Annotated in this window: 13 protein-coding genes; 11 read left to right on the top strand and 2 right to left on the bottom strand. The window is 36.5% G+C overall.

Annotation, left to right across the window (positions count from 1 at the left end):
- The first annotated feature begins 23 nt into the window (after positions 1-23).
- From ACYQ3P_RS08455 to ACYQ3P_RS08440, 4 genes are all read left to right on the top strand, one after another.
- Positions 24-1,745: a LytS/YhcK type 5TM receptor domain-containing protein gene (locus ACYQ3P_RS08455; protein ID WP_460177468.1), complete on the top strand. Its 1,722-nt coding sequence runs from the start codon at positions 24-26 to the stop codon at positions 1,743-1,745.
- Positions 1,720-2,490, top strand: coding sequence for a LytR/AlgR family response regulator transcription factor (locus tag ACYQ3P_RS08450; protein ID WP_460177467.1), 771 nt, complete (start codon positions 1,720-1,722; stop codon positions 2,488-2,490). Before ACYQ3P_RS08455 ends, ACYQ3P_RS08450 begins: the two co-directional genes overlap by 26 nt.
- A gap of 124 nt (positions 2,491-2,614) precedes the next feature.
- Positions 2,615-4,438, top strand: coding sequence for a carbon starvation CstA family protein (locus ACYQ3P_RS08445; protein ID WP_460177466.1), 1,824 nt, complete (start codon positions 2,615-2,617; stop codon positions 4,436-4,438).
- A 52-nt stretch (positions 4,439-4,490) separates the two neighbouring features.
- A complete protein-coding gene (locus ACYQ3P_RS08440) occupies positions 4,491-5,561 on the top strand; it encodes a two-component system sensor histidine kinase NtrB (RefSeq protein ID WP_460177465.1) in 1,071 nt (356 codons plus the stop codon).
- Here the strand turns inward: ACYQ3P_RS08440 and ACYQ3P_RS08435 are convergent.
- Together ACYQ3P_RS08435 and ACYQ3P_RS08430 are read right to left on the bottom strand one after the other, a co-directional pair.
- A complete protein-coding gene (locus ACYQ3P_RS08435) occupies positions 5,533-5,952 on the bottom strand; it encodes a universal stress protein (RefSeq protein ID WP_460177464.1) in 420 nt (139 codons plus the stop codon). The genes ACYQ3P_RS08440 and ACYQ3P_RS08435 overlap by 29 nt on opposite strands.
- 10 nt (positions 5,953-5,962) lie before the next feature.
- Positions 5,963-6,934 (bottom strand): GDP-mannose 4,6-dehydratase, encoded by a 972-nt coding sequence (locus ACYQ3P_RS08430; protein ID WP_460177463.1) that lies wholly within the window; start codon positions 6,932-6,934, stop codon positions 5,963-5,965.
- A 484-nt stretch (positions 6,935-7,418) separates the two neighbouring features.
- Here ACYQ3P_RS08430 and ACYQ3P_RS08425 point away from each other — a divergent pair, with 484 nt between their 5' ends.
- Genes ACYQ3P_RS08425 through ACYQ3P_RS08395 form a run of 7 tightly spaced genes read left to right on the top strand, consistent with a single transcriptional unit; the run spans position 7,419 to position 12,872 of the window.
- The gene (locus ACYQ3P_RS08425; RefSeq protein WP_460177462.1) at positions 7,419-8,666 is read left to right on the top strand and encodes a threonine synthase; all 1,248 of its coding nucleotides are present in this window, start codon (positions 7,419-7,421) and stop codon (positions 8,664-8,666) included.
- 2 nt (positions 8,667-8,668) lie between these two features.
- A complete protein-coding gene (locus ACYQ3P_RS08420) occupies positions 8,669-8,956 on the top strand; it encodes a MoaD/ThiS family protein (protein ID WP_460177461.1) in 288 nt (95 codons plus the stop codon).
- Between the two features lie 2 nt (positions 8,957-8,958).
- Entirely contained in the window at positions 8,959-9,207 is a 249-nt protein-coding gene (locus ACYQ3P_RS08415) for an NIL domain-containing protein (RefSeq protein WP_460177460.1), read from the top strand.
- A gap of 2 nt (positions 9,208-9,209) precedes the next feature.
- Positions 9,210-10,283: a threonine synthase gene (thrC, locus tag ACYQ3P_RS08410; protein ID WP_460177459.1), complete on the top strand. Its 1,074-nt coding sequence runs from the start codon at positions 9,210-9,212 to the stop codon at positions 10,281-10,283.
- A gap of 19 nt (positions 10,284-10,302) precedes the next feature.
- The gene (locus ACYQ3P_RS08405) at positions 10,303-11,508 is read left to right on the top strand and encodes a cofactor-independent phosphoglycerate mutase (RefSeq protein ID WP_460177458.1); all 1,206 of its coding nucleotides are present in this window, start codon (positions 10,303-10,305) and stop codon (positions 11,506-11,508) included.
- Positions 11,501-12,154 (top strand): DedA family protein, encoded by a 654-nt coding sequence (locus ACYQ3P_RS08400; RefSeq protein ID WP_460177457.1) that lies wholly within the window; start codon positions 11,501-11,503, stop codon positions 12,152-12,154. The genes ACYQ3P_RS08405 and ACYQ3P_RS08400 overlap by 8 nt, the downstream gene beginning before the upstream one ends.
- Positions 12,141-12,872, top strand: a complete 732-nt coding sequence (locus ACYQ3P_RS08395) for a rhomboid family intramembrane serine protease (protein ID WP_460177456.1) — start codon at positions 12,141-12,143, stop codon at positions 12,870-12,872. Before ACYQ3P_RS08400 ends, ACYQ3P_RS08395 begins: the two co-directional genes overlap by 14 nt.
- The last annotated feature ends 14 nt before the right edge of the window (positions 12,873-12,886 follow it).

Genomic DNA, 12,886 nt, shown 5'->3' with positions numbered 1-12,886 from the left:
CGGAGCTTTTTAAAAAATTTATTTTGGACAAGAGTGATTTAAATATGGATATTGGAGAACTGACTTTAATTTTATCGCAAAGGCTTTGCATAATAACTACAGTAGCTTTTATTCTTTCAAGAATGCCTGCTTTGGGAAGAGTTCTTTTAAAGAAACCCACCATTAAAGATAAACTAATTCTCACTTTATTATGCGGAGGATTAGGAATTCTTGGAACTTATGGAGCAGTAGAAATTCATGGTGCATTAGCAAATTCAAGGGTTGTTGGAGTTATGATTGGTGGACTTCTTGGTGGTCCTGTTGTAGGTGCAGGAGCAGGTTTGATTGCTGGTGTTCATAGATATTTTATAGGAGGATTTACTGCTTTTTCTTGTGGATTGGCAGCAGTAGTAGAGGGTTTTTTAGGAGGACTCGTTTATAAATACTGGAGACATGGATTAATTCCCTGGTATGTTGCATGGGCTGCAGGATTTGTTGGTGAAATTTTGCAAATGATTATTATACTTGTCTTTTCAAAACCCTTTTCTGAGGCTTTAGAATTAGTAAAAATCATAGCAATTCCTATGATTACTGTTAATTCAGTTGGAATTGCAATATTTATGTTAATCATTAAATCAGCAATAGAACATCAACAGAGAATAGCCGCTAATCAATCACGAGCAATTTTAAACATAACAAACTTGATTCTTCCACACTTAAGGCAGGGACTAAATGAGCATTCTGCCAAAAAAATAGCAGAGATAATTCATAAAAGTATATTAGTATCAGCAGTTGCAGTCACTGATAAACAAAAAATTCTTGCCCATGTTGGATTAGGCTCTGATCATCATTATTCTGGACAACCTGTTATGACAAAAGCAACAATTAATGCTATTAAATCTGGAGAAATACAGATAGCAAACACAAAAGATGAAATTGGTTGTAGTAATCCTAAATGTAAACTTAGCTCTGCAATTGTTGTTCCATTAAAAAGAAGAAAAGAAGTTATAGGGACACTAAAGTTGTATTATGAAAGAGAAAATAGCATTACCTCTGTTGATTTAGAGGTTGCAACAGGTCTTGCCAATATATTTTTAACGCAGTTAGAAATCGTGGAGTTGGAGGCTTTGGCAAGACTAAAGACAGAGGCTGAACTAAAATCTCTCCAGTCACAGATACATCCTCATTTTATTTTCAATGCACTGAATACTATAATTTCAATAATAAGGGTTGATCCTTCAAGGGCAAGAAAATTGCTTGTGGATTTAGCAACTTTCCTAAGATATAGTCTTAAAAGAGAGAAAGAAATCTCTCTTGGGGAAGAACTTTCCTATGTTGAGGCATATCTGTCTATTGAACAAGCAAGATTTGGGGACAAATTAACTGTAAAATATTTCATTGATCCAGCTGTTGATCTTGATATACCAATTCTACCATTTACAATTCAACCGCTTGTGGAAAATGCTATAAAACATGGATTAAAGCCTAAATTAGAGGGCGGAGAAATTTTGATAAAAATATACAACAATGATGATAAAGTGGTTATTTCAGTTGAAGATAATGGCGTAGGCTTTCAATCAAATAAAAATGTTCAAAAAACTGAAAATAGCGGTTTAGGATTGTATCTTGTAAATGAAAGACTGAAAAAGTTTTATGGACAAGCAAGTGAACTTCAGGTAGAAAGCAAGTTAGGGTTTGGCACGAAGGTAACATTTAAGATTCCTATTAGGATATTTAAAGATGTCTTTTACAGCTATAGTAGCTGAAGATGAACCATATGCAAGGGATGAATTAATTTATATTCTCTCTAAGTTTCCATCTTGCCAGATTGTTGGGCAGGCAGGTTCATCCCAAGAGGCTCTTGCAGTTTATAAAAAGAATAAACCTGATGTTATATTCCTTGACATTGAACTGCCAGATTTGTCAGGGATTGAGTTGGCGAAGGTAATCTCAAATTTTTATGAACCTTCACTTATTGTCTTTGCAACTGCCTATGATGATTATGCAATTGAAGCATTTGAGTTGGGCGCAATAGACTACATATTGAAACCATTTGATGAGAAAAGAATAGAAAAAACCGTTAAAAGAATAGAAAAACTCAAAAGCAATGAAGATGAATGGATGAAGGCATTAAGAAGGATTTCAGATTTTGTAAATACTGAAACGCCCAAAAAACTGCCAGTTAAACAAAAAGAAGGCATTATAAATTTGATTCCGTATAAGGATATCCTTTTTGGTGAGGCTTCAGAAAGTGGAGTTAAAATACTAACTTCAAAAAACGAAGAATATTTTTACGATGGAACTCTTACAGAGCTTGAATTAAGGCTTAGAAAGGAAGGATTTTTCAGAATTCACAAAAGTTATGTGGTAAATCTGAAAAAAATTGAGGCTATAATTCCCTGGTTTAAAGGAACATATTGGATTGTTTTGGAGGGAGAAAAAAGCAGAATACCTGTTAGTAAGTCAATGATAAAAGAATTAAAAAAAATTTTAGGAATCAAGTGTAGTTAATTTCCATTCATCTTGTCATATTTTCTGTTCAGGTTCAAATTTTTACTCTTTAGCTTTTTTCTATTGTTAGACATTCCATACCTCTTTAAAATATCACTCAAAAAGAGAAAGGAGGTATATTTTTATGCATGCCTTAGTGTTAGTAATTATTGCGGCATGTGTATTTGTGCTTGCTTATCGTTTTTACTCTGCTTTTATCGCAGCAAAGGTTTTAGCGCTGGATCCAAATCGTCCAACACCAGCAAATACCTTGAATGACGGCAGAGACTATGTACCTACAAACAGATGGCTTGTCTTTGGACATCATTTTGCAGCAATAGCTGGAGCAGGACCTTTGATAGGACCTGTACTTGCAGCTCAATTCGGTTATTTACCCGGATTTCTTTGGATTCTTATTGGAGGTGTTGTTGCCGGAGCAGTGCATGACATGGTAGTGCTTTTTGCCTCAGTAAGACATAATGGAAAATCTTTAGCAGAAATCGCAAAAGCCCAGATAGGACCTGTGTCTTACTGGCTCGTGCTTGTTGCAACTTTGTTCTTATTAATAATTGTTTTGGCAGGAGCCTCAATTGCAGTTGTTAATGCATTATTTCATAGCCCATGGGGAACTTTCACAGTGGGACTCACAATACCTATTGCAATATTCATAGGAGCTTATCTTAAATGGCTTAGACCGGGTAAAATTGTTGAAGCAAGTATTATTGGAGTTGCTTTGATCATTTTAGCAGTAATTGTTGGTCCAGCAATTAAAGAGTCTGCTCTTGCACCGATTTTTACTTTAGAGAAAAAAGAGCTTTCAGTATTAATTCCAGTTTATGGCTTTTTTGCAGCTGTTTTACCTGTTTGGCTTTTGCTTGTACCAAGAGATTATCTTAGCTCCTATATGAAGTTTGGAACAATGCTTTTGCTTGCGATAGGTGTTATTATCATAAATCCAGTAATCCAGATGCCTGCAACGACTCAGTTTGTATCAGGTGGAGGTCCTGTAATTCCAGGTAAGGTTTGGCCTTTTATGTTCATTACTATTGCTTGTGGAGCAATTTCAGGTTTTCATTCATTGGTATCTTCTGGAACAACACCTAAAATGGTAGCTAATGAAAGGGACATTAGAACAATCGGATATGGAGCTATGTTGACAGAGAGTTTTGTTGCAATAATGGCTCTTATAGCAGCAACTGTTCTTCCAACAGCTGATTATTTTGCAATAAACAGTCCACCAGCCGTCTTTCAAAAACTTGGTATGCAAGTTCAGGATCTTCCATATCTCTCAGCTCTGGTTGGAGAAGAATTAGCAGGTCGACCAGGTGGTGCTGTTTCCTTGGCAGTTGGAATGGCTGATATATTTTCAAGAATCGGAGGCCTTAGACATCTTATGAGTTACTGGTATCACTTTGCTATTATGTTTGAGGCTCTATTCATTCTCACTCTAATTGATGCAGGAACAAGGGTAGGAAGATATCTAATGCAGGAAATTGGAGGAGTTGTATATCCCAAGCTGAGAGATTACAAGTGGTGGCCTGGTATCATATTGACAAGCGGAATTTTTACATTTTGCTGGGGCTATCTGTTATATACAGGAACGATATCAACAATTTGGCCTTTGTTCGGTGTTAATAACCAACTTCTTGGAGGTATGGCTCTTGCAATTGCTACAACATATCTTTTGAGGATGGGTAAGGCTAAATACATATGGGTTACTCTTATTCCTATGTCATTTCTTCTAATTACTACCATTGTTGCTGGTTATCAAAATATTGTAAATAACTATCTTCCAAAAAATAATTATCTTCTTGCAGTTTTATCTGCTATAATGATAATAATGGTTGTATTGATTGTTGCAGACTCTATTAGAGTCTGGATAGGTATTTTAAGAGGAAAGGTCCCGTTAATAAAGGATGATGCAGTCAAGGCAGAAATTAAGGAATTTCCTAAGTATTTGTCAGAGTAGACTTGAAACATGGGTGGCTGAAGTCAGGATGCCACCCGTTATTTTTTATTAGATGCAATTATTTTATTATCCACATACAGAAAAGATTCTTGAAATTTTCAATCTGATAGAGCACAATATTTCCCTCTTAGACAGTGATTTAAATGTTCTTTGGGCAAATAGGGCATATTGTGAAAGGCTTGGCATGAATGAAGATGATGTTTTAGGTAAAAAATGCTATTTCCTTTGGCACAGAAGAAGCTCTCCTTGTGAGAATTGTCCATGTGTTAAGGCTCTACAAAGTGGCAATATTGAAAGCAATGAGAGAGAATCAGCAGAAGGCAGAATTTATCTCTTAACAGGTATTCCTTTAAAAGAAGGCAATAAAATAGTAGGTGTTTTTGAGATTGGCAAGGAAATCACAAAAGAGAAGATGCTTCAAAGTAGAGTTAAGGAAATTATCAAGCATGAAGCTTTTTTTGAAATAATTGACGATATTCTTCATCATTTCAAAAACATTTTTACTGGAGTTTACGGTTATGCCCAGCTACTGAAAGATAAAATTAAAGATGAGACCGCTCTTTGTTATATCAATAGATTAATGGAAAGCGTTGAAAGAGGCAATAAATTCTTACATGCTATGAGTTACTTGAAAAAAGAGCCTTCTGGTCAAATCGTTTTTGATATGAATTATTTGATTATATCTATCAAGGAAGTAATCCAAGAGATAGCTGGCGATAGAATAGAAATTCAATATTCCTTCACAAAGGATATTCCTTTAATTTTAGGAGATCCACTTCTTATTAAGGAAGTTATAATAGAATTGGTTGAAAATGCGAAAAACTCAATTGTTGATGGGGGTTTGATAAAAATATCAACTGAAATCGTGCAAGAGGACTCCGCGGAGAAAATCTGCCTCATCGTAGCAGATACTGGTAAGGGGATGGATGAGGTATCATTAAATCGTTGTTTTGAACCTTTATTCACCACCAATCCTTCTCGGTTCGGGCTTGGACTTTCAATGGTGAAAAATATAATTTATCAACACAAAGGCACAATAAAAATACAAAGCATAGTTCAGCAGGGAACAACAGTTAAAGTTTATTTTCCTAAAGCTATTTCACAACAAGCACAGGGCACTTAGAGTATTCAACTACTTTAGCAGAAACGCTTCCTATGAGAAATTTTTTAGTTCCATGTTTTCCGTGTGAGCCCATTACAATAAGGTCAACTTTCATTTTGTTCGCTGTTTCAAGGATTTTCTCAGCAGGGTCACCTTGTCTTACAAGAAATTTAATCTCAATGGGTTTACCAGTAAGGGATTTTCTGATTCTCTCCATAGTATCTTCTGTTTCTCTTGTAAGAACTTCGGTGATTCTTTGTCTGTCAGCATCAGAAAGCTCTGTAAGATAAAGCTCAGGAACGACTGCCAAAACAGTAAGGGATGAATTCATGCTTAATGCGATTTCAAGAGCCTTTCTTAATGCTTTGTCTGATGCTTTAGAACCATCATGGGCTACAAGTATTCTCTGCATTGTTTGCCTCCTATATCTTTATGTCTTTTAATTTTTCTCTATTTTTTAAATACCATTCAACTGTTTTCTTCAGTCCGTCTTCAATTGAAACCTTTGGTGACCATCCAATATAATTTTTCGCTTCTGTTATATCAGCCCATGTTGCATAGATATCAGCAGGATGTCTTTCTTGCCAGTTAATTTTTGCTTTTTTGCCAAGCAAATCCTCAATTATGGTTATTACATAGATCAGTTCAACTGGACGGTCATTTCCAAGATTCATAATTTTATATCCTTTAAGATTTAAACACAAAACTGTTGCCTCGGCAATATCCTCAACATAGGTGAAATCTCTTTTTTGTGTGCCATCTCCATATACTGTAATAGGCTCACCGCAGTCAATCTTTTTTATAAAACGAAAGATACTCATATCAGGTCTTCCGAAAGGACCATATACGGTAAAATATCGGGGAATTATTGTATTTATTCCGTTCAGATAATGGTAACTATAGCAAAAAAGTTCAGCGGCTTTCTTTGATGCAGGATAAGGTGCAAGGGGTTTTTCTGTTGAGTGGGCTACTTTAAAAGGCATTTCTTTGTTATCTCCATAAACACTTGATGTGGAGGCAAGAACAAAGGTTTGAATTTCATATTCTTTGGCACATTCAAGAAGATTTATTGTTCCTTTTGTGTTTGTGTCAAGATAACCCCAAGGATTTTCAACTGATGCTCTTACTCCTGCCCTTGCTGCAAGGTTTATAATTCCGTCAATCTTGTGATTTTTAAAGATTGATTTTAAAGTCTCAAGATTTTCAATATCTCCTTGATAGAATATGAAATTTTTAAACTGACTTAAATCCTGTAGCCTAAGGTGCTTTATTTTAGGATCATAATAATCGCTAAGATTATCTATCCCTATGACTACTGAATTATTTTTCAGAAGGAGCCTGCATGTTGCCCATCCAATGAATCCCGCACATCCAGTCACAAAAATTTTTTGCATCTATTATTTTAACATAAAAATTTATTTTGTTTTCTAAATTGAGCAATTTTTATAAAAACTTTATTTAGCTGTTACTTCAAATGTCACTCCCAAAAATAGCGATAGACACTCGTCACTGAGAGCCCCCCTGTTGCGAGCGATAGCGTGGCAATCTGGGGCGAAGCAGTCTCTAATTGGTAACTGGTGAATGGTGCTTCGTGGATGGTGGATGGTGAACACCTCTCCGTAATTGCGGGGATACCCCCTCTCCGTCATTGCGACTCCGAGCGTAGCGAGGAGGAAGCAATCTTGCCTTTTCCACTTCAAAGAGATTGCTTCGCATCCTTCGGATGCTCGCAATGACAGCAAAAAATACTTAATTTTCAAATGGTTATACCAATTATTGGATTTCTATCTCTATTTTTGGGTCACTGAAAATTGTTTTAATTTTTAACCTTCTTTGTTTTAAAATAAAAAACAAGCTCTTGGAAAATGGAGGTGAAATATGGGATATGTAAAAAGACTAAAATGCAGGGAATGTGGTAGAGAATATCCAGTTGAACCCATATATGTATGTGATTTTTGCTTTGGTCCTCTGGAAGCTGTTTATGATTATGCCAAAATAAAGAAAGCCTTATCAAGACGAATAATTGAAAAAAGACCAAAGACTTTATGGAGATACAAAGAGCTTCTTCCAATAGACGGTGAGCCACAGGTTGGTTTGAATTCTGGCTTTACTCCTTTGGTTAAAGCTGAAAGATTGGCAAAATATCTTGGAGTAAAAGAGCTTTACATTAAGGATGACACTGTAGCCCATCCGACTTTATCCTTTAAAGACAGGGTCGTTGCAGTTGCACTTACAAAGGCAAAGGAGTTTGGTTTTGATACTGTTGCATGTGCATCCACTGGAAATCTTGCCCATGCGGTTTCAGCTCATGGAGCTAAAGCAGGCTTTAACAGATTTATATTCATCCCAGCAACTCTTGAGCAGAGTAAAATTCTTGCCTCTATTGTTTATGAACCTAATCTGATAGCTGTAGATGGTAATTACGACGATGTAAACAGACTTTGTAGCGAAATTGCCAATAAATACAGATGGGCATTTGTAAATATCAATATCCGACCTTTCTATGCAGAAGGTTCAAAAACAATCGGGTTTGAAATAGTTGAGCAACTTGGATGGATTGCTCCAGACAGCATTGTTGTGCCATGTGCAAGTGGATCGTTGCTTACAAAGGTTTGGAAGGCTTTGCAGGAGTTCAAAAAAATTGGGATTCTTAAAGAAGTAGAAACAAAGATTTATGGCTCTCAAGCAACAGGATGTTCCCCGATTGCAACGGCATTTAAACAGGGTACAGATGTAATTAGACCTGTGAAGCCCAACACAGTGGCAAAGTCCCTTGCTATTGGAAACCCAGCTGACGGTTACTATGCCATACAGGCTGTGAGAGAGAGCGGAGGTGCAATTGAAGATGTTTCTGATGAGGAGATTATAGAGGCTATCAAGCTTCTTGCCAGAACCGAGGGAGTCTTTGCAGAAACTGCAGGTGGAGTAACTGTTGCGACTTACATTAAGCTTTTAAAAGAAGGTAAAATTGATAAAAAGGACTGCACAGTGCTTTGTATTACTGGTAATGGATTAAAAACAGCTGAGGTTTTGAATGAGAAGACAGCTCCTGTCTATCAAATAAAGCCAAATCTTGCCTCCTTTGAAGAGGCGTTAAAGGAAATTAGAGAAAAGGAGGGCAAATAACTATGGCAGTTAAGGTTTTAATACCTACACCACTTCAAAAAATTACAGAAGGCAAAGATATAATTGAAGCAGAGCCCGGAAAAATAATAGATATTATAAATGCTCTTGATAAAAAATATCCCGGACTTGCAGAAAGGCTCTGTCAAGATGGTAAGATAAGAAGGTTCATAAACATCTATTTAAATGAGGAAGATATAAGATTTCTTCAGGGAGAGGAAACTATAGCAAAAGATGGAGATGAATTATCCATTGTTCCTGCAATAGCAGGAGGTAGTCTCCAGAGGAGGTAATCATGTCTGAGCTTAAAAAATTAAGGGTTAGGCTCACCTTTCCACAGGAATTAATCAAAGAGCCTGTATTATTCAGGATGGCAAAAAAGTATGATGTTATGCCGAATATTAGAAGAGCGAGAGTTACAGATACTTTTGGCGAGATGGTGCTTGAGTTGGAAGGATTAGAGGAAAATCTTGAAAAAGGCATCAACTCTCTCCGCGAGCAGGGAGTTGTAGTTGAGCTAATAGAAGGAGATGTGATTGAATAGCCATGAACGCAAAATCGTCTTGGCAAGGAATAATTAGACAATATTTTGAATTTTTTCCTGTAACTGAAAAAACTCCAATCGTGACACTACTTGAAGGTAATACTCCCCTTGTAAGAGTAAACAATTTAACCAAAAATCTTGATATTGACTTGGAATTGTACTTAAAGTTTGATGGAGCTAATCCAACTGGCTCTTTTAAAGACAGGGGAATGACACTTGCTATTTCAAAGGCAGTAGAAGAAGGCTCTCGAGCTGTTATATGTGCATCTACAGGAAACACATCAGCCTCTGCATCTGCCTATGCAGCAAGGGCAGGAATTAAGGCAATTGTTCTTATTCCAGAGGGCAAAATAGCTACAGGAAAGCTCGTTCAGGCAATGATACATGGTGCAAAAGTAATACAGATTAAAGGAAACTTTGATCAGGCATTAAACATCGTCCGAGCATTAGTGAAAGAATATCCTATAACCCTTGTAAATTCAATAAACCCATACAGAATTGAAGGGCAAAAATCAGCTGCCTTTGAAGTATGTGACCAGCTTGGAAGCGCTCCAGAATATCATGCTCTTCCTGTTGGTAATGCTGGAAATATCTCTGCCTATTGGAGGGGATACAAGGAATATAAAGAGAAAGGCAAAATATCAACTCTTCCAAAGATGCTCGGATTTCAGGCAGCTGGCGCAGCACCTATTGTTTTAGGTCATCCTGTTGAAAAGCCAGAAACAGTTGCTACTGCAATAAGAATTGGAAATCCTGCAAGCTGGAAAACAGCTGTTGAGGCAAGGGATGAATCTGGCGGAGTAATTGATATGGTAACTGATGAGGAAATTCTGAATGCTTATAAGATGATAGCATCTTATGAAGGAATTTTCTGTGAGCCAGCCTCAGCTGCATCTGTTGCAGGAGTGATTAAGCTTTACAGACAAGGCTATTTTAAGAAGGGAAGCACAGTAGTGTGCACTTTAACAGGTAATGGACTGAAGGACCCTGACATTGTTTTTAAAGTTGCTGATTCTCCTCATGCATTGCCTGCTGATTTGGATGAAGTAAGAAAGTTCGTAGAAAAAATTTTATGAAATTTGCGGAGAAAACTTTATGAAATACATAGTGATTGTACCGGATGGAGCATCAGACTATCCTATTGAGGAGCTAAACGAAAAAACTCCGCTACAGGTGGCAAACACTCCCAATATGGACTTTCTTGCATCAAACGGAATTGCGGGTTCAGTAAGAAACATTCCTAAAGGATTTCATCCCGGCAGCGATGTGGCTAATCTGAGTATTTTAGGCTATGACCCAAGAGTTTATTATACAGGAAGAGCACCACTTGAAGCTGTAAGTATAGGGATTTCACTTTCACGGGAAGATATTGCTTATCGTTGTAATCTTGTTACCTTAAAATTTGATAAAAAGCAAACTTTTATGGATGATTACTCTTCTGGACACATTTCAACAGAGGAGGCAAAAATTCTCATAGAAGATATCCAGAACAAGCTTGGCAGTGACCAATTCAGATTTTATCCGGGAGTGAGTTATCGTCATATCTTGGTATGGAAAAAAGGCTCGGAGGATTTGGAATGCACACCTCCGCATGATATAACAGGAAGAGAAATCTCAAGATATCTTCCTATTGGAAGAGGCTCTGAGCAACTTAAAGAGCTTATTTACAAATCATGGGAGATACTAAAAGAGCATCCGATTAACAAAAAGAGAATTGATGAAGGCAAAAAGCCTGCAAACAGTATTTGGCTATGGGGACAGGGAAGGACTCCGAATTTGCCAACTTACAAGGAAAAATACAACATTACAGGAGCACTCATTTCAGCAGTTGACCTTACCAAAGGGCTTGGAATTCTATCAGGCTTTCATATAATTAATGTTCCGGGAGCAACAGGCTGGATTGACACGAATTATGAGGGAAAAGCAGAATATGCCCTTAATGCCCTTGAAAGGGTTGATTTTGTTTATATTCATATAGAAGCACCTGATGAGGCAGGACATCAAGGAGAATATAAGCTCAAAATAAAAGCTCTTGAAGATATTGACAAAATCGTAATTGGTAAAATTCTTAACGAAGCTCCCAAAAGATTTAAGGATTTTAAAATTTTGCTTCTTCCTGATCATCCCACACCAGTTAAAGTAAAAACACATACACCAGACCCGGTACCGTTTGTAATTTATGAGAATAACAAATCATCTGGTAAAAAGCGGGAATTTAATGAAGAAATACTAAAAGCTCCTGATTTGACTGTAGAGGAAGGCTTTAAACTCATGGATATTTTCCTCAAAGGCAATGTCTGAAATGTCTGATTTAATTGAAATTCTTCTTCACATTGATATTTATCTGGAAACTCTTTTTTCTCAGATAGGTGTTTGGATATATGTTGTGCTTTTTTTGATTGTTTTCTCAGAGACGGGTTTTGTTGTAACCCCATTTTTACCTGGTGACTCTCTTTTATTTGCTGTAGGAGCTCTTTCATCAAGAAAGCTTATATCCCCTTGGTTTTCTTTTATTGTTATTAGCGTTGCTGCAATACTTGGAAATACTGTCAATTACCATATTGGAAAATATGTTGGTCCAAAAGTTTTTTCTAAGGAAAAATCTTTAGTTTTCAATAAAAAGCATCTCCATACCACTGCTGTTTTTTATGAAAAACATGGTGCAAAAACTATCATAATTGCAAGGTTTTTGCCAATAATAAGAACATTTGCTCCATTTGTCGCAGGCATAGGAAGGATGAGGTATGCTAAGTTTCAGATATACAACATTTTCAGTAGCTTTTTATGGAGTGGTTCTTTTATTGTAGCTGGCTATTTTTTTGGGAATATTCCGATTGTAAAGGAAAACTTTTCATTGATAATACTTGGAATTATTATACTTTCAGTTTTACCATCCGTTTATAAAGCAATATCAATTAAAAGGAGTGAGAGAATTGATACCAATTAGAGATTGCATGCCAAGAAGATATACACCTTATATGACTTGGATAATTATTGCCTTAAACAGCCTTATATTTTTATTTGAAATAATGCTTTCCAAAGAAGAGCTTGATTATCTCTTTCATATTTTTGGAGTTATTCCTGCAAGATATATGCTTGTTGAGTCTTTACCAATTGATCCATTTTATTATCTTCCATTTCTCACAAGTATGTTCCTGCATGGAGGTTGGTTTCATTTGATAAGTAACATGTGGATCATGTGGATTTTTGCAGACAATGTTGAGGACAAAATGGGTTCATTCAGATTTTTAATATTCTATCTTCTTTGCGGTTTTGGAGCTGGCTGGATACATTGTTTATTAAATCCTACTTCAACAATACCAACAGTTGGTGCATCTGGAGCAATCTCAGGAGTGTTGGGTGCATATATGATATTGTTTCCCCATGCAAGGGTTATAACTCTGGTGCCTATTTTGTTCTTTCCCTTTTTCTTTGCTCTCCCTGCATTCTTTTACATACTAATGTGGTTTTTTATTCAGCTATTCTCAGGACTTGGCTCTCTATTGACACCTTCAGATGTTGGTGGAGTTGCTTGGTGGGCTCATGTAGGCGGATTTCTCTGTGGCGTGATTTTGCACAGATTATTCGTAATTAGAAAACGGCTTAAAATCTATGATGACGAATTTGATTATTACTGTGCTTGGGGAAGAATTCGTAATTTTTAATGGTGGAAAATGTC

This window comes from Thermodesulfovibrio hydrogeniphilus, assembly GCF_054657355.1.
This window is presented reverse-complemented; position numbering and strand designations above follow the sequence as displayed.